The sequence below is a fragment of the Streptomyces sp. NPDC058751 genome, from assembly GCF_042746485.1.
Classification (GTDB): domain Bacteria; phylum Actinomycetota; class Actinomycetes; order Streptomycetales; family Streptomycetaceae; genus Streptomyces.
This window is the reverse complement of the sequence record NZ_JBHYPZ010000006.1, coordinates 90,475-109,393: the sequence shown is the minus strand read 5'-3', so window position 1 is coordinate 109,393 and position 18,919 is coordinate 90,475. Positions and strand designations below refer to the sequence as shown.

Annotated in this window: 16 protein-coding genes; 4 read left to right on the top strand and 12 right to left on the bottom strand. The window is 70.0% G+C overall.

Features of this window, described 5'->3' with window-relative positions:
• Window positions 1–184 precede the first annotated feature (184 nt).
• Window positions 185–421, top strand: coding sequence for a hypothetical protein (locus ACFW6B_RS08370; protein WP_386593346.1), 237 nt, complete (start codon window positions 185–187; stop codon window positions 419–421).
• Window positions 422–666: 245 nt separating this feature from the next.
• On the opposite strand, the gene ACFW6B_RS08365 is transcribed toward ACFW6B_RS08370, so the two are convergent.
• Window positions 667–1,845: a citrate synthase/methylcitrate synthase gene (locus ACFW6B_RS08365; protein WP_386593344.1), complete on the bottom strand. Its 1,179-nt coding sequence runs from the start codon at window positions 1,843–1,845 to the stop codon at window positions 667–669.
• Window positions 1,846–1,942: 97 nt separating this feature from the next.
• Between ACFW6B_RS08365 and ACFW6B_RS08360 the strand changes: the two genes are divergently transcribed.
• Window positions 1,943–3,202 carry a citrate synthase gene (locus ACFW6B_RS08360; protein WP_386593342.1) on the top strand — a complete coding sequence of 420 codons (1,260 nt, stop codon included), beginning with the start codon at window positions 1,943–1,945 and terminating at the stop codon, window positions 3,200–3,202.
• A gap of 164 nt (window positions 3,203–3,366) precedes the next feature.
• The gene (locus ACFW6B_RS08355; RefSeq protein WP_386593340.1) at window positions 3,367–4,311 is read left to right on the top strand and encodes a sucrase ferredoxin; all 945 of its coding nucleotides are present in this window, start codon (window positions 3,367–3,369) and stop codon (window positions 4,309–4,311) included.
• A 213-nt stretch (window positions 4,312–4,524) separates the two neighbouring features.
• On the opposite strand, the gene ACFW6B_RS08350 is transcribed toward ACFW6B_RS08355, so the two are convergent.
• From ACFW6B_RS08350 to ACFW6B_RS08325, 6 genes are all read right to left on the bottom strand, one after another.
• Window positions 4,525–6,117 (bottom strand): cation acetate symporter, encoded by a 1,593-nt coding sequence (locus ACFW6B_RS08350; RefSeq protein ID WP_386593338.1) that lies wholly within the window; start codon window positions 6,115–6,117, stop codon window positions 4,525–4,527.
• Window positions 6,114–6,602, bottom strand: a complete 489-nt coding sequence (locus ACFW6B_RS08345) for a DUF485 domain-containing protein (RefSeq protein WP_386593336.1) — start codon at window positions 6,600–6,602, stop codon at window positions 6,114–6,116. Before ACFW6B_RS08345 ends, ACFW6B_RS08350 begins: the two co-directional genes overlap by 4 nt.
• A 105-nt stretch (window positions 6,603–6,707) precedes the next feature.
• Window positions 6,708–7,394, bottom strand: a complete 687-nt coding sequence (locus ACFW6B_RS08340; protein ID WP_386593334.1) for a response regulator — start codon at window positions 7,392–7,394, stop codon at window positions 6,708–6,710.
• Window positions 7,391–8,542, bottom strand: coding sequence for a sensor histidine kinase (locus ACFW6B_RS08335; RefSeq protein WP_386593332.1), 1,152 nt, complete (start codon window positions 8,540–8,542; stop codon window positions 7,391–7,393). Before ACFW6B_RS08335 ends, ACFW6B_RS08340 begins: the two co-directional genes overlap by 4 nt.
• Window positions 8,539–8,883, bottom strand: a complete 345-nt coding sequence (locus ACFW6B_RS08330; protein ID WP_386593330.1) for a hypothetical protein — start codon at window positions 8,881–8,883, stop codon at window positions 8,539–8,541. The genes ACFW6B_RS08335 and ACFW6B_RS08330 overlap by 4 nt, the downstream gene beginning before the upstream one ends.
• A gap of 460 nt (window positions 8,884–9,343) precedes the next feature.
• Window positions 9,344–11,467, bottom strand: a complete 2,124-nt coding sequence (locus ACFW6B_RS08325; RefSeq protein ID WP_386593328.1) for a type IIA DNA topoisomerase subunit B — start codon at window positions 11,465–11,467, stop codon at window positions 9,344–9,346.
• Window positions 11,468–11,908: 441 nt separating this feature from the next.
• Between ACFW6B_RS08325 and ACFW6B_RS08320 the strand changes: the two genes are divergently transcribed.
• Window positions 11,909–12,139, top strand: coding sequence for a hypothetical protein (locus ACFW6B_RS08320; protein ID WP_121406526.1), 231 nt, complete (start codon window positions 11,909–11,911; stop codon window positions 12,137–12,139).
• A gap of 124 nt (window positions 12,140–12,263) precedes the next feature.
• Here ACFW6B_RS08320 and ACFW6B_RS08315 read toward each other — a convergent pair whose 3' ends face one another.
• The 5 genes from ACFW6B_RS08315 to ACFW6B_RS08295 all read right to left on the bottom strand — a co-directional run bounded on the left by ACFW6B_RS08315 (window position 12,264) and on the right by ACFW6B_RS08295 (window position 18,843).
• Window positions 12,264–13,082, bottom strand: a complete 819-nt coding sequence (locus tag ACFW6B_RS08315) for a S1 family peptidase (RefSeq protein WP_386593326.1) — start codon at window positions 13,080–13,082, stop codon at window positions 12,264–12,266.
• Between the two features lie 132 nt (window positions 13,083–13,214).
• On the bottom strand, window positions 13,215–14,750 hold the full coding sequence (locus ACFW6B_RS08310; RefSeq protein ID WP_386593324.1) for an RNA polymerase sigma factor: 1,536 nt from the start codon (window positions 14,748–14,750) through the stop codon (window positions 13,215–13,217).
• A 408-nt stretch (window positions 14,751–15,158) separates the two neighbouring features.
• Window positions 15,159–16,046: a FadR/GntR family transcriptional regulator gene (locus ACFW6B_RS08305; protein WP_386593322.1), complete on the bottom strand. Its 888-nt coding sequence runs from the start codon at window positions 16,044–16,046 to the stop codon at window positions 15,159–15,161.
• Window positions 16,047–16,209: 163 nt separating this feature from the next.
• Complete coding sequence (locus ACFW6B_RS08300) at window positions 16,210–17,973, bottom strand: ATP-binding cassette domain-containing protein (protein WP_386593320.1); 1,764 nt, start codon at window positions 17,971–17,973, stop codon at window positions 16,210–16,212.
• 111 nt (window positions 17,974–18,084) lie between these two features.
• A complete protein-coding gene (locus tag ACFW6B_RS08295; RefSeq protein ID WP_351121542.1) occupies window positions 18,085–18,843 on the bottom strand; it encodes an NUDIX hydrolase in 759 nt (252 codons plus the stop codon).
• Window positions 18,844–18,919: the final 76 nt, after the last annotated feature.

Genomic DNA, 18,919 nt, shown 5'->3' with positions numbered 1-18,919 from the left:
CCATGCGCGAGAGAAACCGCTAAGTTGGCGCCTGCTCAGACCTCTGAGCGCTCCGGCCGAACACCCCTGCGCTCGGAGACCTGCCCTCCGACGATCATCTCTGCTCGGAGTGCCTCACTCCGAGGGAACGCCGCTCGGAAGAGATCCCCACTGCGATTCCGAGCCATAAGGTTGGTACCACTCCGTGAAGATCGTGCGACGTGTCGGGGCTACTCCACGCGAGCGCGGCAGCGCTTCTGGCCAGTCGTGCCCCGACATCTTCGAGCTCAGTGACGGCAGTTTCGCCGTCATCGGGCGCGAGGCCACCCAGGAACTCGACCCCGAGCTCCCGCCCGACGCCGCACGGGCCGACTACGAGCGGATCGTGGTCATCACGCGCGAGACCCTGCTGCGTGCCAAGAAGGACATCCCGGACGTCTGACACCCGGAACGCAAATCCTTCACGGAGTGGTGAAATCCTAATTGCGGCAGCGAAAAGGCGGTTCTCCGCCTTCGCCCCCTCTTGATTCTCCGCATACCGCTTCGATTCGTCTTGAGAGAATCCCTACGACCACGATGCGGAGCCCGGCATCAGCACGGTGCCGGGCCCTTCATGCGCATTCCCGCAACTCCGGCCGTCCATCCGGCACCGGCCGGGACCCGGATGCCGTCAACCCGCTCGCCGTGTCAGGCAGCAGTCGGCACCGCCACCGGCGCAGCCGGCCCCACGTAGCGGGCCGCCGGGCGGATGATCTTCGAGTCTTCCGCCTGTTCCATGATGTTCGCGCTCCAGCCGACCACTCGGGCGGCGGCGAAGGTGGGTGTGAACATCTCTCGGGGCAGCCCGCAGAGTTCCATGACCACACCGGCGTAGAACTCCACGTTGGTGTGCAGCTCACGCCCCGGCTTGAGTTCGGCCAGGATCAACTCCACCTGTCGTTCGACTTCGACCGCGAACTCCACGAGCGGGCCGCCGAACCCCTGGGCCATCTCCCGGAGCATCCGCGAGCGCGGGTCCTCCGTCCGGTAGACCGGATGCCCGAAGCCCATGATGCGCTCGCCGGCGAGGACGCGTTCGCGGATCCAGGAGTCGATGCGGTCGGGGGTCCCGATCGCATCGAGGGTGTCCAGGGCGCGGCTGGGGGCACCACCGTGGAGCGGACCGGAGAGAGCCCCGACCGCGCCCACGAGGCAGGCCGCCACGTCGGCGCCGGTTGATGCGATCACCCGCGCCGTGAACGTTGACGCATTGAATCCATGGTCAATGGTCGAGATGAGGTATTGCTCAACCGCACGGGCACGGGCGGCGTCCGGCTCCGAACCTGTCAGCATGTACAGGTAGTTGGCGGCGTACCCCAGGTCCTCACGCGGCTCCATCGGATCGAGCCCCCGCCCGATCCGGTACAGCGCGGTGAGCAGTGTCGGCACGGCCGCCGTCGCCGCGAGGCCGTCGTCACGGCGACGCCCGGCATCGATGTCGTACACGGGCCGGAACCCCAGCGACGCACCGAGCAGCGACAGCGCGGTGCGCAGCCCTGCCAGCGGCCCCGAGGGCCCGGTCGCCGCCGCGATCGCGGGCAGCGCGGCGCGCACGTCGTCCGGCAGTCGGCGCAACCGCGCCGTCCGCGCGGCGAAGTCGGCACGGCGCGCCTCGTCGGGCAGTTCACCGTGGACCAGCAGATGCCAGACCTCCTCGAAGCCGCAGGATCGCGCGAGATCCACGGCCGAGTACTGCCGGTAGTGATAGAAGCCCTCCAGCCCCCTGACGTCACCCAGTTCTGTGTCGGTGACGACGACACCGGCGAGACCTCGCGGAACACCGGCAGGCACGTCGACAGAGATGGACGCGGCTTGGTTGATCGGCATGTTTCCTCCCTGGACTTGATTTGACTGTCCATGATTGACTCAATAACTGTCAATGTTGATCCAATCAATACGCTGATCCATGGATACGGTGGCGCTCATGAGGGATCGAGAAGCGGCAGCACCTGCGCACGAGGGCCGACGGCTCAGCACCAAAGAGACCGCCGAACTGCTCGGGGTGAAGCCGGAGACCGTGTACGCCTACGTGAGCCGCGGGCAGCTCAGCAGCAGACGGGAACCGGGAGGGCGCGGGAGCACGTTCGACACCAAGGAGGTCGAGGCCCTCGCACGGCGCAACAGGCGTGAGGGCGGCGGAAGTTCGAGCGGCAGCGGTGAGCTCTCCGTCCGCACCCGCATCACGTTGATCGACAAGGACCGGTACTACTTCCGTGGCGTCGACGCGACGGAACTGGCCGCGCGGTACTCCTACGAGGAGATCGCCGAATGGCTGTGGACCGGCGAGCTTCGCCCCGGCGTCACGTTCACGGCCCCGGAGGCGTCCGTGGCCGCCGCCCGGCGCAGCGTCGACGCGCTGCCCGAGCACAGCGGCCCGACCGACCGGCTGCGCGTCGCGGCGGTCGCCGCGGCGGCCGCCGACCCGCTGCGCTTCGACCTCTCCGAGAGCGCCGTCCTCGGGACCGGACGCACCCTCATTCCCACCCTCGTCGCCGCACTGCCCACCGTGCGGCACGACCACCGCGACGAAGGCCCGCTGGCCCGTCGTCTGTGGGCACGTCTCAGCGGACGTACTCCCGACGACGCGTCGGTACGCGTGCTGGACACGGCACTCGGGCTGCTCGTCGACCACGACCTGGCCGCCTCGACACTGGCGGTACGGGTCGCGGCCTCGGCCCGCGCCCACGCGTACGCGGCCGTGTCGGCGGGCCTCGGCGTCCTCGAAGGGCCGCTGCACGGGGCGGCCAGCGGGCTCGCGCACCGGCTGCTGCTGGACGTTCTGGACCAGGGCACCGCCGCTCCCGTGGTCGCCGACGAGCTGCGCGCCGGGCGCCGTGTCCCCGGGCTGGGCCATCGGCTGTACCCCGGCGAGGATCCACGTGCGCGTGCCCTGTTCGCCCTCCTGGAGGAGGTTCCCGGCGCGGCGCCCGCCCTGGCGGCGGCCCGTGACGTGGTGACCACCACGGCCCGGCACACACCTCTGCACGCCAATGTCGACCTCGCGCTGGCCGTCCTCACCGTCTCGTCCGGCATGTCGGCCTCTGCGGGCGAGACGATCTTCGCCGTCGCCCGGACGGTGGGCTGGATCGCCCACACCCTGGAGGAGTACGCCGAGCGCCCCCTGCGGATGCGGCCGAGCGGCCACTACGTGGGGGAGCGGCCACCCCGGCCCCTCCCCCGCTAGACGGCGCACGCTGGGCGCGGAGAACGGCGCTGCGCGCGCCCTCAACACGCTGCCTCCCCACGCGTGCTTCTGTACGCCCGGCAACGCGCACCGGACCACCCCCAACGCGCTCCTGACAAACGGCGGGAAGTCGCTTAGGGCAAAGTCAGGTTAGGCTCACCTCTGTGAGTACGTGCACGACCACGTCGCGGCAGCTCCACGAGCCCCTTTCCGGAACCGCGGCCACTGCGAGGACATGGCTGCTCATCGAGCAGCCCGGACCCTGGGGTGCCAAGGCGCTCACTTCGAGCCACCTGGATCCCACGCTCGGCCGCGCCCTCGAAGCGGCCGCGCAGGACACGGGGGTACGGATCGCGCTGATCCGGCGCCCCGGGCGACATGCCGACCGTGGCCCGCTCGCCGAACGCCATGTGTACGTGGCCCACACCACCCCGGGAAACGCATGGCTGCACAGCGCCATGACGCGTGATCCCGGACGACTGCTCGACCTCGACCTCGCCGGGCTCGGGGCGGGTGATCCGCGCTCCTTCGACGAGGTTCTCCAGGGCCGGCCCCATACCGGCGATCCGCTGGCCCTCGTCTGCACGAACGGCAAGCGCGACCGCTGCTGTGCCCTGCTCGGACGCCCCCTGGCGGCGGAACTGACCGCCGCCGGCGCCGACGGCACCTGGGAGGTCACTCATCTGGGTGGTCACCGGTTCTCGCCCACCGTGCTGATCCTGCCGTACGGGTACGTGTACGGCCGTGCCGAGGTCCACGCCGTCGAGGAGGTCCTGCGGGGCGTCCAGGAAGGCCGGATCGTCACCGAGGGGTGCCGCGGGAACTCGGCCTGGGAACGCCCGGGCCAGGCGGCCGAGCTGGCCGTACGGGCGGCTACGGGGGAACACGCCGCCGATGTCCTGGCGGTGATCCGCACGGACGGCACCGCGCCGCGCTGGGAGGTCACGGTCGCCCACTCCGACGGCCGTCTGTGGCGGGTCGTCGTCGCGCGCGGCACCTCGCTGCCGCCCCGCCCCGAGAGCTGCGGTTCGGCACTCGGGTCACCCGCGCGGATGGACGTGGTGGCCGTGCGGCAGCTCGAGGAGACGGCCGTCGCCGTGGCCTGCTGACGGCCCGGCCGCGGGCCTGACCGCGCCGGGGCACGTCGCACGGACCGATCAGCATTTCCGTCGCGGCCCCTCACCGCCGGATCCTCGGCGCTGTGGTGGCTCACAGCCGCCTCAGCCATTGTCAAGGGATACGCACTTCCCCCGCTCCCCCGGCAACGGGATGCCGGGGGAGCACGCCCGCCTCAGGGCGGTCGTAGCTGATGTTCACGGCCCTCAGACGGCCCCGGCTCCTGTGAGCGCCCGAACCTCGATCTCGGCGTGTTTGGCCTCGTCCGGCGGCTCCGTCGAGATGACAGTGCCGAGCCAGCCGGCGAGGAAGCCCAGGGGTACCGAGACGAGGCCCGGATTCTGAAGCGGGAAATACTGGAAATCCACACCCGGGAAGAGTGATTCGGGACTGCCGGACACCACCGGCGACAGCAGCACGAGCAACAGCGCGGGGACCAGGCCGCCGTAGACGGACCACACGGCACCGCGCGTCGTGAAGGACCGCCAGAACAAGGAGTACAGCAGCACCGGCAGATTGGCGGACGCGGCGACGGCGAACGCGAGCCCGACCAGGAAGGCCACGTTGAGATCGCGGGCGAGGAGGCTCAGGGCGATGGCGATCACACCGATGCCGACGGACGCGGCGCGCGCCACCGTGACCTCGCCGTTCGGCTTCGCACGACGACGACGCAGCGAGCCGTACAGGTCATGGGCCACAGCCGCCGAGGACGCGAGGGTGACTCCGGCGACGACCGCGAGAATGGTGGCGAAGGCGATGGCGGCGACGACGGCGAACAGGACCGTCCCCCCTGTGGAGTTGGCCCCGCCGCCCAGATCCAGGGCCAGCAGCGGGACCGCGGTGTTCCCCGCGGCGCTCGATCCGCGCACCGCCTCGGGACCGACGACCGCGGCGGCACCGAAGCCCAGCACGATCGTCATCAGGTAGAAGCCGCCGATGAGCCCGATCGCCCAGAGCACCGAGCGCCGGGCGGCCCGCGCGGTCGGCACGGTGTAGAAGCGCGACAGGATGTGCGGCAGCCCGGCAGTGCCGAGCACGAGCGCGAGGCCGAGGCTGATGAAGTCGAAGCGTGCCGTCCACTCACCGCCGTACTTCAGCCCGGGCACGAGGAAGTCGTTGCCGTGACCGCTGCGCTCCGCGGCCGTACGCAGCAATTCGTTGATGTCCCCGTGGAACCGAATCAGGACCAGCACGGTGAGCGCGATGGCCCCGCCGATGAGCAGAACCGCCTTGACGATCTGGATCCAGGTGGTCGCCCGCATCCCGCCCATCGACACGTAGATCACCATGAGCGCGCCGACACCGATCACCGTCCAGTTGCGCGCCGCGTCGCTCGTGCCTCCCAGCAGCAGCGAGACCAGACTGCCCGCTCCCACCATCTGTGCCACCAGGTACAGAACGGACACCATCACCGAGGACGTTCCGGCCGCGATCCGCACCGGCCGCTCGTCCATCCGGGCGGCGACGACGTCGGCGAGCGTGAACCGCCCGCAGTTGCGGACCAGTTCGGCGACGAGGAAGAGAACGACCAGCCAGGCCACCAGGAATCCCACGGCGTACAGCAGGCCGTCGTAGCCGTACAGGGAAATGAGCCCCGTGATACCGAGGAAGGAAGCAGCCGACATGTAGTCCCCGGAGAGGGCGAAACCGTTTTCCATCGGCGAGAACAATCGCCCGCCCGCGTAGAACTCCTCGGCCGAACCATGCCGGTTGCGGCTCACCCATGTCGTGATCGCCAGCGTCACCGCGACGAACGCGCTGAACAGCAGCAGCGCCAGGGTCTGATGGTGGCCGCTCACCGCTCACCGCTCCTGGCGTTCCGCGCCATCTCCTGAGTGTCCCAGCGCAGTTCGAGCGCGGCCCGGTCCCTGCGCAGCCGCGCGTGCCGCGCATACGCCCAGGCGAGCAGGAACGTCGTGAGGAACTGTCCCAGCCCCGCGAGCAGCGCCACATTCACCGCGCCGGTGACCGGCCGCGCCATGAAATCCGGCGCGGTGGTCGCGGTCACCACGTAACCCACGTACCAGGGGAAGAAGACGGCAACGGCCGGAATCACGAACCTGCGGTACCGGCCGCGCACTTCCTGGAAGGCGGCACTGCGCTGCACCTCCAGGTAGACGTGGGCGGCCTCGCCCGTCCGAACCTCGTGCTCCGAGCGGGCGGCCGGCACGGCGGGAGCGAGCGCACCCGTGCCGTCCAACTCGCCCCAGCCGGAAGCGAGCGCGTCGTACCAGGGGTCGTCGAACCGGACCTCCCCCGTGTCGCCGCCGTCGTGCTTGTCCACCGAACTCTCCTTGTCCGCGACCCGTTTCTGCCGCGTGCCCAAGGATGTGCAGATCGGAGGGCTCTCCGACTGCGGTCTTCGTGCTCTTCACCCCATCAGGTGACGTCATCCCACGGGCGGCCGCATGAGACCTTTCCCATAGGCGTAACGCACTGCTTGAGCGCGGTCCTTGAGACCTGCCTTGGCGAAGAGATTGTTGATGTGGGTCTTCACGGTGGCCGTGGACACATGGAGCTTGCGGGCGATCTCGTGGTTGTTGAGTCCCTCCGCGATCAGCAGGAGCACTTCCGTCTCGCGCGAGGTCAGTCCGTCCGGGACCTCGGGAGGAGGTCCGGGCTCTGGCTCCGGGGCCGACAGCCGCTCCAGCAGCCGCCTCTGGATGCTCGGCGAGAGCCCCGCATCCCCGGAGAGCACGCTCTCCACGGCCCGCGCGATCTCTTCGCCTCCCGCGTCCTTGGTCAGATAGCCGCGGGCCCCGGCACGCAGCGCGGGGAAGACCGACTCGTCGTCCGCGAACGTCGTGAGCACGACGACCTGGGTCCCGGGATGCTCGGCACGGATGCGCCGGGTCGCCTCGATCCCGTCGCAGCGCGGCATGCGCAGGTCCATCAGCACCACGTCCGGGCCGAGTTCGGCCACCAGCTTCACCGCTTCGGCCCCGTCACCGGCCGCGCCGACGACCTCGATCCCGGGCAGCAGCCCCAGCAGCATCACGATGCCCTCGCGCACGATCATCTGATCGTCCGCGACCACGACCCGCGCCGGGCCCCGGCCCTCTGCCCGTTCGGTCATACGGGCACCTTCAACGTCACCACGAACCCCTCCTCGCCCGGTCCTGTGTGCAGCGAGCCGCCGAGCAGCTCCGCGCGCTCCCGCATGCCCAGCAGACCGTACCCGGCTCCCGAACCGCTGAGTTCGCCCGGTTTTCCACCCGAATCCCTTACATCCAGCGTCACTTCGTGCTCGCCGTAGTCCAGCCGGATGTGGACCGTGGCCCCCGGAGCATGTTTGCGTACGTTCGTCAGCGCCTCCTGAGCGACCCGGCGCACCGCCTGGGACGCCTCGGCGGGCAGCGGCTGCCGCTCGCCGGTCACCGTGACACCGGCGCGGTCGGCGGTGGCCACGAGTTCGCTCAGGAAGTCCTCCAGCGGAGACATCTGGCCCCGGAGCGCGGAGAGCGCCTGCCGGGTCTCGGAGAGCCCCTCACGGGCCATTCCCCGTGCCGCCACGACCCGTTCGAGGATGATCTCCCGGTCCGCCCCTCTCTCGATGAGCAGTCGCGCCGCCTCCAGATGCACGAGCTGCGCCGACAGGCTGTGGGCCAGGACGTCGTGGATCTCCCTGGCTATCCGCGTTCGCTCCGCGAGGGCCGCCGACTCCGCCTCGGCCGCGCGGGCCGCACGTTCCTGGACCAGCAGCCGCTGCGCACCGGCCCGTGCCTCCGCGTCGAGGCGCAGGACGTATCCCGCGAGCGCCAGCCCCACGGTGGTGGCCGCGGTGGTCGGCCAGGCGTCGTTGTCGAACGCCGCGTAAGCGCCCAGTGCCACCGCCGTGGCCGGCAGGGCCGCCGCGAGGGGCAGCCGTTCGATGGCGGTGACAGCACACCCGCACAGCAGGACGAGCGCCGGGATCCGGAAACCCGCACCGTGCCCGGCGACCGCGACCGTCATCAGCAGAGCGAGCAGCGGCAGGGAGGGCAGCAGACGGTGCTCCAGTGTGGTCCGCCAGAAGCCCCAGGCGAGGAACACGCACACCGCGATTCCCGTGACACCTCCGGCGAGCGCCCAGGCGCCGAGGTCCCGGTTCGTGAGTGTCGTGGCGACAAGCATGGTGAGGACGACGGCGCGCGCGACTCTGGCGGGCAGACGGCGGCCCTTGTGCACGCCCACGCGGGAGAGTGCCTCACGAGAGGGCCAGCGCGTCCAGGTGTTGTCCGTCACGCGCACTCCTCCCGCAGGACGCGGCCGACGCCGACACCGTACGCCGGGAACCGCCCCGTCACCGTCGGCCGCAGGGATCGCACCCGCCGGGTCGGCAGTCCCGAGTGGACCGGCAAGGTGGTCACCAGGCCGAATATCAGGGCGGCCGTGCCCGGCAGGAAGGACGCCCCGGCCTGGTGGTGCGAGTCGATCACACCGGGCTCGCGCATCGCCACGACGGCGAGAACGGCGGGCGCGATCCACCAGAGCCGCTCCGAACCGATCCGGCGCGCGCCGAGCCGGCACGCGATCACCACTGCGGTGACAGCGACGACCACCACGGCATTCATGAGCCCGGACATGCGCGGCCTCCGTGAGCGAATGACGGATGTCCGCAGCGAGTGCTGCCGACCCCCTCGACGCTACGGGCATCTCGCCCTTGGCAGATCGGCGCCGGGGTGGATCACAGGTGGATCCCCGAACCCCGTCTCTCCACCCACGGGTGGACCCACCCTCACACGTCGAACCCTGGCCAGGGGCCCCTGTCGCGCCCGGGGCTCCAGCCCCCAGACCCCGCCCCTCAAGGGCCGGCGGGGCTGATCTTTCCTCGGCCTGGGCCGAAAGCCCCATCCGCAGCCGGGAACGCACGGAAGGGGCCGTGCCGGTACGTCCCATGCCCGTCGCCAACGTCCGGATCGAACGAGGACTCCCTCGGAAGCCCACGTCTGATCCAGCTGCGACGGGCGGACGTACCGGCACGGCCCCGACCCACGACGAAACCCGCGCCCGGAAGCCGGACCGCCCCGGTGGCCTGCCGGAGGGCTACGCGTCGATCCGCGACCGGTCCAGCGTCGCGGCCGAGCTGGAGATGAACTCCTTGCGCGGCGCCACGTCGTTCCCCATCAGCAGATCGAACACCTGCTCGGACGCCTCCAGGTCGGAGATGTTGATCCTGCGCAGCGTCCGGAACCGCGGATCCATCGTCGTCTCGGCAAGCTGATCGGCGTCCATCTCTCCGAGACCCTTGTACCGCTGGATCGAGTCCTTGTAGCGCACGCCCTTGCGCTGCATCTCCAGCAGCGTCTCCCGCAGCTCACGGTCCGAGTACGTGTAGACGTACTTGTCCTGCCCCCTCTTGGGCTGGCTGAGCTCGATCCGGTGCAGCGGCGGGACCGCGGCGAACACCCGGCCCGCCTCGACCATGGGCCGCATGTAGCGCTGGAACAGCGTCAGCAGCAGGATCCGGATGTGCGCTCCGTCGACATCGGCGTCGACAAGGAGAATGATCTTCCCGTAGCGTGCCGCGTCGATGTCGAAGGTACGACCGGAGCCGGCCCCTATGACCTGGATGATCGCACCGCACTCGGCGTTCTTCAGCATGTCCGTCACGGACGCCTTCTGAACGTTCAGGATCTTGCCCCGGATCGGCAGCAGCGCCTGGAACTCGGAGTTCCGGGCCAGCTTCGCCGTACCCAGCGCGGAGTCGCCCTCGACGATGAACAGCTCACTGCGGTCGACGTCGTCGCTGCGGCAGTCGGCGAGCTTGGCGGGCAGCGAGGAGGACTCCAGAGCCGTCTTCCGACGCTGCGCGTCCTTGTGCTGGCGGGCGGCGATCCTCGTGCGCGCGGCAGCGACGGCCTTCTCCATGACGACCCGCGCCTGCGCGGCCTCGTCCCGCTTCGTGGAGGTCAGGAACGCCTTGAGCTCCTTGGTCACCACGTTCGTCACGATGCGGCGGGCGGCCGAGGTGCCGAGGACCTCCTTCGTCTGCCCCTCGAACTGCGGCTCGGCCAGACGCACGGTGACGACGGCCGTGAGGCCCTCCAGCGCGTCGTCCTTGACGATGTCGTCCTCGGCGACCCGCAGCAGCTTCTTGGTCCGCAGGACCTCGTTCATCGTCTTGGTTACGGCCTGCTCGAAGCCGGCGACATGCGTACCGCCCTTGGGTGTGGCGATGATGTTCACGAACGACTTCAGGGTCGTGTCGTATCCGGTGCCCCAGCGCATCGCGACGTCGACGCCCAGCTCGCGGGTGACCTCGGTGGGCGTCATCTGGCCGTGCTCGTCGAGCACCGGGACGGTCTCCTTGAAGGTGCCCTGCCCGGAGAAGCGAAGGACGTCGCAGACCGCCTTGTCGGTGGCGAGGAACTCGCAGAACTCGCTGATTCCGCCGTCGAAGCGGAAGGACTCCTCGCCCTTGCTGCCGCCCTCGCCCAAGCCGTACTCGTCGCGGACGACGATGGTCAGGCCCGGCACCAGGAAGGCGGTCTGACGGGCGCGCTGGTGGAGGTTCTCCAGGGAGAGCTTGGCGTCCTTGAGGAAGATCTGGCGGTCGGCCCAGTAGCGCACGCGCGTGCCGGTGCGGGTCTTCGGGATCCTCTTGAGCTTGCGCAGCCCGCCCGTCGCGTCGAAGGCGCCGTCGGGCCCGTCGGCCTTGAAGGCTCCAGGGGTGCCGCGGCGGAAGCTCACGGCGTGGGTGTGGCCGTCGCGGTCCACCTCGACGTCCAGGCGGGAGGAGAGCGCGTTCACCACGGAGGCGCCCACGCCGTGCAGACCGCCGGAGGCCGCGTACGAGCCGCCGCCGAACTTGCCGCCGGCGTGCAGCTTGGTCATGACGACCTCGACGCCGGAGAGGCCGGTCTTGGGCTCCACGTCGACGGGGATGCCACGGCCGTTGTCCCGCACCTCGACGGAGGCGTCGTCGTGCAGGATGACCTCGATGTGGTCGCAGTAGCCCCCGAGGGCCTCGTCGACGGAGTTGTCGATGATCTCCCACAGGCAGTGCATCAGGCCGCGACTGTCGGTGGACCCGATGTACATGCCCGGGCGCTTCCGCACTGCCTCGAGCCCCTCAAGGACGAGCAGGTGCCGCGCGGTGTAGTTGGAACCGTCCCGGTCTGCTCCGGTCAGCAGCGCTGTGGACGGCACGGACGTCTCGGCGGTCACGCGGTTCGCTCCTCGCTGAATTTCATGGGGGACCCTTTTGGGTAAGGGCCCGGCTTCGGTCGCCGCTCAGAGGGTACCGAGGCCTGGTAGAGCCGTTGTAGCACCACCCTCGCATGAACTCACCCTAGTCCAGGATCGCATGGGTGTTCGATCCCTCGATGGAGTGAAGTACATATCACGTTCCCTTCGAGGCATGAACCATTTAGGCTCCGGGCACGTCCTCATGAACAACCGGCAATCCAGCCGGGAGGACCGACACCTGACAGACAGCGCGAACCCGTACAGACACAAAGACACGCAATACGGCTCATTCGCCGCCACCCGGCAGCAGACAGCCGGCTCGAAAGAAAATTTCGAGGAAAAGCCGCGAGCGGGAACGTTTTCGGCCTGGTTGGATGTTGACCCTGGTACGACAGCTCGTCGAGCTAGAGAAGAGGCGACGTGACTACTGTTCTGACCCCCGCGAGCCCGCTGACGGCCGCTGACCGCTGCGACCGTTGCGGCGCCCAGGCATATCTGCGCGTCGTCCTCCTGAGCGGCGGAGAACTGCTCTTCTGCGCCCACCACGGTCGCAAGTTCGAGCCGGAACTCAAGAAGATCGCCGCTGAGATACAGGACGAGACGGAGCGGCTCACGTCCGTTCCCGAGAGCGTCAACGACGAAGAACGCTGACCTTCGCATCCACGACGAGCGGGTACCGGCGACAGGCCGGTGAGTGGGCGGTCGCACCCTGGACACAGGGAGTGACCGCCCACACTCGTATCGCATCGTCGAAGCCCTCAGCCCGCCGAAGGCCTCAGCGTCTCGCGCCCAGCGCCCGGACCGCCTCCGAGACCCTCGTGTAGACACCAGGGCTCTCCGCACGCCCGCAGCCGCTCCCCCAGGACACCAGGCCGATGAGGCGTCCCTGGGCGACCAGCGGCCCTCCGCTGTCCCCCTGGCAGGCGTCACGACCGCCGGCCGGCTCTCCGGCACAGACCATGGACGCCGCGTCGTAGGTCCCGGACTCGTCGCCGGGGTAGGCCCGCTCGCACGCGGCGTCGGGAAGTACGTGCACGTCCGCGGCCCGCAGGGTGCTCGCGTAGTCGCCGCCGCCCGTCAGATCGCCCCAGCCGTAGACCACGGCGGCGGTGCCCGGCTCGTACGCCGGGTCCCCCGAGGGGGCCATACGGATCACTGAGGCGGCCGGGAGGGGCTCGGCGAGCGTCAGCACGCCGAAGTCCCCGGCGTTCGTATCACTGTCGTAGGACGGGTTGACCCAGACGTCGCGCACGGAAATCTCCGTGCCCTCGTCGGACATCAGGTCCCCACGCCCGGCGATGACCTTCAGATCGCGCTCGTCACGGGGCGGCGCCCCCAGCACGTCCTCGCCCAGGCAGTGGGCCGCGGTCAGGACCGTGGTCGGACCGATGACCACTCCCCCGCAGAACTGTCCCGCGCGCGTACCCCCGAACCGGTCACGGCTGGACAGCGCGACCGTCCACGGACTCTCGGAGATCTGGACGGGACGGCTTCCTATGACAACGCTGTCGGTGGATGCCCGGGCGGGGGTCGTCAGGGATATCGCCGCTGTGGCGACCGCGAGGGCCACCATCGGGGCGTAGGGACGGCGCATGCGCGCTCCTCACACTGGGAGGGTCGTGGAACACCCAGAGTGATCCAGCGAACGCGGGCACGCACTCCGCGCGCACGGCGAGGGCCCGGCCTCCACAAGGAGGCCGGGCCCTCGCCGACGTGCGGCCGAGGCCTAGTCGAGGTAGTCGCGCAGCACCTGGGAACGCGACGGGTGACGCAGCTTCGACATGGTCTTGGACTCGATCTGGCGGATCCGCTCCCGGGTCACGCCGTACACCTTGCCGATCTCGTCGAGGGTCTTCGGCTGACCGTCGGTGAGACCGAAGCGCATCGAGACGACACCCGCCTCGCGCTCGGACAGGGTGTCGAGAACGGAGTGCAGCTGCTCCTGGAGGAGCGTGAAGCTGACCGCGTCGGCCGGAACGACGGCCTCGGAGTCCTCGATGAGGTCGCCGAACTCGCTGTCGCCGTCCTCGCCCAGCGGGGTGTGCAGGGAGATGGGCTCACGGCCGTACTTCTGGACCTCGATGACCTTCTCGGGGGTCATGTCGAGCTCCTTGGCCAGCTCCTCCGGGGTGGGCTCACGGCCCAGGTCCTGGAGCATCTGGCGCTGGACGCGCGCGAGCTTGTTGATGACCTCGACCATGTGCACCGGGATACGGATGGTGCGGGCCTGGTCGGCCATGGCGCGGGTGATCGCCTGACGGATCCACCAGGTGGCGTACGTGGAGAACTTGTAGCCCTTGGTGTAGTCGAACTTCTCGACCGCGCGGATCAGACCGAGGTTGCCCTCCTGGATGAGATCCAGGAAGAGCATGCCGCGACCGGTGTAGCGCTTGGCCAGGGAGACCACCAGACGGAGGTTGGCCTCCAGGAGGTGGTTCTTGGCGCGGCGGCCGTCCTCGGCGATGATCTCGAGCTCACGCTTGAGCTTGGGGGCGAGCTTGTCGGCGTTGGCCAGCTTGTCCTCGGCGAACAGACCGGCCTCGATGCGCTTGGCGAGCTCGACCTCCTGCTCGGCGTTGAGCAGCGGGACCTTGCCGATCTGCTTGAGGTAGTCCTTGACCGGGTCGGCGGTGGCACCGGCGGCCGCGACCTGCTGCGCGGGCGCGTCGTCCTCGTCCTCGTCGGACAGGACGAAGCCCTGGGCGCCGTCCTCGGTGGGCTCCTCCGCGCCGGGCTTGCCCGGGGTCTCCTCGATCGCCTCGTCGTCGACGAGCTCGGCGTCGTCCTTCTTGGCGCTCGTCTTCTTGGCCGCCGTCTTCTTGGCGACCGTCTTCTTGGCGACGGTCTTCTTGGCCGCCGTCTTCTTGGCTGCGGCGGGCTTGGCCGCGGGGGCGTCCTCGGCCGAATCGCCGGCAAGGGCAGCCGGAGCCGCAGTGGCGGTGGCCTTCTTGGTCGTCACCGTCTTGGCCGCCACGGTCTTGGTGGCGGTGCGCTTGGCCGGACTCTTCGCTGCGACGCTCTTTCGGGTGCGCTTGGGCTCCGCGGCACTGACCATCAGCGTCACACCCTCTTCCTCGAGGATCTGGTTGAGGCTGCGCAGTACGTTCTTCCACTGAGTGGCCGGAATCTGGTCAGCTTCGAAGGCCCGACGCACGTCGTCGCCGGCGATCTGCCCCTCAGCCTTTCCCCGCTCGATGAGCGCCATGACAGAGACGGACTCGGCGATCTCCGGCGGGAGCGTACGGGATGTGCTGGCCGACACGAACAACCTCTCGGAACGTTGGAAAACGGCTTCCGGCCCCGTCCTCTGCGGACAGGAACCGACGACCGCCGACTGGGGATGGGCCGACGGCGCGGGCGGGAGCCGGGGAGATGCACAGCGCCACATGCGGCGTCTGTATTCCTTCCTCGGCTGTCACCTCTTAGGTCATCGCACTGCCCCGAAGAGCGTTACGCCCAATCTGCGTGGCCCGAGTCACACCTCGTAAGTGCCCAGAAGATGGCAGATCCTATCAATCCAGGTTAGTTCATGATCCGCCGCCTGGTCGCACCGTCGGGACCCCACCTCGTCCACGAAGGATTCGGTGAGGTCCCGACGGGTGACGACTCACGGGTCCGACGCCGCCGCGGACGCGCACGCGCCCCGGACCGCGTCATCCGCGCCGCGCGATCAGTGCTCGCGCGGCGCGGGCACGACACGCTCCACCTCGGGGTGGACGGTGAGGAGCTGGCGCATGGCCGTCTCGGCCGCCGCGCCGTCGGCCGCCGCGAGGGCGTCGACGATGCACGCGTGGTGGCCGAGCGAGGCCTCGTTCGGACGGTCACAGCCAGTGACCGGGCCGCCGGAGACCTGGAGGGCCGCCGACACGATTCCCGAGAGGTGCTCCAGCATCCTGTTGCCCGCGAGCTGGATGAGCAGCGAGTGGAACTCGGTGTCGGCCCGCGCGAAGGTGAGGGCGTCACCCTGCGACATGGCGTGGCCCATGATCTCGACCATGTCGCCGAGCCGCTGCTGGACCTCCTCGCGGCCGTGCCCGGCAGCGAGGCGCGCGGCGAGCGGCTCGATGGTCCAGCGGAGCTCGCTCAGCTCGCGCCGCTGGTCGTCCCGCTGCGGCCCGAAGGCCCGCCATTCGATGATGTCCGGGTCGAGAAGGTTCCAGTCGCTGACGGGACGCACGCGCGTGCCGACGTTCGGGCGGGCACTGACCAGCCCCTTGGCCTCCAGCACTCGGAGCGACTCGCGGACGACGGTCCGGGAGACCTCGAACCGCTGGCCGATCTCCTCGGGCACGAGCGGACGGTCCGCGCCGAGGTCTCCGGAGACGATCATCTGGCCGAGCTGCTGGACGAGTTGGCCGTGCAGACCGCGTCCGCGGCTGCCGGTGGCGCGTCGGCCGACGCGCCCGAGCTCCGGCTCGGCGCTCTCCCACACAGGGGGGCCGGCGCGGTCGGCACCGGACGCGTCGACATAGGGGTAACGGTCGAGTTCGCCCGGTCCGGCCAGGCCGGAGTCTGAGGAGCGGGCGGCGGTCATCATGGTCTGCGCAAGGGTACTCACGGCTCTTTTGTCGGCTCTGACTCCAACTGCCTTGAGGTCTTTGGTGAAAAGCACACGAAAGGGTGATCGCTCACACCGTCGCAATTGACGCCTTATCGGAAAGAAATGGGCGTTCTTCGGGGAGTTGTGCGCACGTGGAGAAACGGAAGGGCGCGGACGATCGTCATCGGGCCCGGCTCCGCAGGGTCGTGAGCAGATATGCACAGAGCAGTGCGGCCAGCGACAACAGCAGTGCGCCGCCCACGGGTTGGGCGAGCACCCGCACACCGGCCGCCAGGTAGTGCTCCCCGCCGAACGGCCACTGCACGAGAACCAGTTCCCGAAGCCGCTCCGGGAATCCCGCCGCCGACCGCACAGACGGCCCCTGCGAGACCTTCTGCACGAGCGGCACGACGACGACCGGCACGGCGAGGACCGCCGCGAGCCCGGCGGCGGTGGACCGGAAGATCCCGGCCGCCAGCACGCCCGCCCACGCGCACCCCACCACGAGACCGGACCAACTCGCGCTCAGCGAGAGCCAGTCCGACGGAACTCCGGCGAGCTCCCGTCCGTAGACCAGGTAGAGCATTTCGAGGTCGCAGCCCACGGTGAGGAACGCGAGTGCCAGCGCGGTGACCGAGGCGACGAGGAGCTTGGCGGTCAGCAGTCCCAGCCGGCGCGGGACGGTGCCGCGGTCCGCGGCCAGGGCGGGGTGGCGGAACTCCTCGCCGAAGGCGACGGCACCCAGCAGCCCGGCGCCGAGCGCGGCGGGCGGGAGCGGGAGTTCCCGCGGCCACGCGGCCAGCAGGCGTGGCTGGGGAGTGTGGCCGATTCTGGCCAGGAGGACGGACAGGAGGACCGAGGTGACGAGAACGGCGGCCGCCGTGAAATAGCCGGTACCGACACCGGCGGCCCTGCGCAGTTCGTAGCGCAGGGGACGCAGCGGGCTTCGGGCCTGGCGTACGGCGATGGGGGGCGGAAGAACGGGAAGGCCGTCCGCGGCCGGTGTCCCGGCGGGGCGCGGCTCGTCGGCGGGGCGCTCGGTCTCCGCCGACGGCACCGCGGTCGGCGCCGGGCCCATGTCCCCCGTCTCGTCGGCGAGTTGGTGTACGAGGATGCCGTGCCGGAAGGCCGTCTCGCCGACGTCGGCGCAGGTGCTGCCGTACACCGAGAGCCGGTTGCCCTCCTCGTGCACGACTTCCACGGAGCGCCTCGCCGTGCGGGCCTCCTTGGCCAGGAGGGAGCCGAGCCGGCTTGCGTGCGGACTGCGGACGGCCACGCGCGGCCGGAGCCGGGTGCGGGCGAACTCGGTGACCTCCTGATCGGCGACGAGGCGTCCCCGCTCCAGCGTGACGACCCGGTCAGCGGTTCGCGCGGCCTCCTTGGGGTCGTCCGTGGTGAACAGCACCGTGCCGCCCTGAGCCGCGTGTGCGCGCAGCATCCCGTGCAGCCATCGGCCTTCCACGGCGGACAGTCCTTCTGCGGGACCGTCGAGCACGAGGGTGTGCGGGTCGGGCAGGAGCGCACAGGCCAGTCCGAGCCGACGGTCCATGCCGCGGGACAGCGTGCCCAGGTTCTCGTCCCGCAGGCTGACGAGCCCTACCACTTCGAGGGCTTCGTCCGCCCGGCGCGCGGGTACGCCTGCGGCGGCGCACAACATGCGGAGCTGGCCGCGGACCGTGCGTGCCGGATGGCCCGGCACCTCGCCCATGAGTACGCCGACCTCACGGGAGGGATGGGCGATCCGATGCAGCGGCCTGCCCCGGAAGTAGGTGATCCCGCGACCCTGTTGGAGTTCGAGCATGAGTCTCAGTGCCGTCGTCTTGCCCGCACCCGGCGCTCCGACGAGCGCCGTGACGTGGCCCGCGTGCGCCTCGAAGGACAGGTCGTCGACAGCGGGCGGACGCGCTTTGCGGGGGTTGCTGGTCAGTCCGATGGCCTGGATCACTCAAAGCAAGATAGCGCTACATTTCGGATTTTCCGGGCACCATGCGGCTCGCCTCCGGCGGGCTTCGGGCACGCCGGGGCCCCGGGCCCGAAACCGCGTTCGCCGCCTTCCTCAGACCTCGGGACGCAGCATCGGCGGGTTGAGCAGCGTGGCGCCGCCCGCGCGGAACAGTTGGGCGGGGCGCCCGCCCTGGCGCGTGGTCGTGCCTCCCGTGGGCACGAGGAAGCCCGGCGTACCGGTCACCTTGCGGTGGAAGTTGCGCGGGTCGAGTGCCACGCCCCACACGGCTTCGTAGACGCGGCGCAGCTCGCCGACGGTGAACTCGGTCGGGCAGAAGGCGGTCGCCAGCGACGAGTACTCGATCTTGGACCGGGCGCGCTCCACGCCGTCCGAGAGGATCTGCGCGTGATCGAAGGCGAGGGGTGCCGCCTGCTCCCCGTCTCGCCCGTACCCGCCTTGCTGCAGCAGTTCCTCGACCGGTGCCCAGCGTGCGCTGTTCGCGTCGCCGCCCGCGCGGGGAGCGGGCAGGTCGGGAGCGAGGGCGAGATGCGCGACGCTCACCACACGCATCCGGGGGTCGCGTTTGGGGTCGCCGTAGGTGGCGAGCTGTTCGAGGTGCGCGCCGTTGTCCTGTGCGGGCACGGAGGGGTCGTGGGCGCACAGGCCCGTCTCCTCGACCAGCTCGCGCGCCGCGGCCTGGGCGAGGTCCTCGTCGGTCCGTACGAAGCCGCCGGGCAGCGCCCATCGCCCCTGGAACGGCTGCTCGCCCCGCCGTACCGCCAACGCGCACAGGGCATGGCGGCGCACGGTCAGCACGACCAGGTCCACGGTCACGGCGAAGGGCGGAAAGGCTGACGGGTCGTAGGGCATGCCGCGATCATAGTCGTCTGCCTGACGATAAACACCTCCTTCCTGAGCCCGGCCCCTGGCTGATCGGACTTCCGTC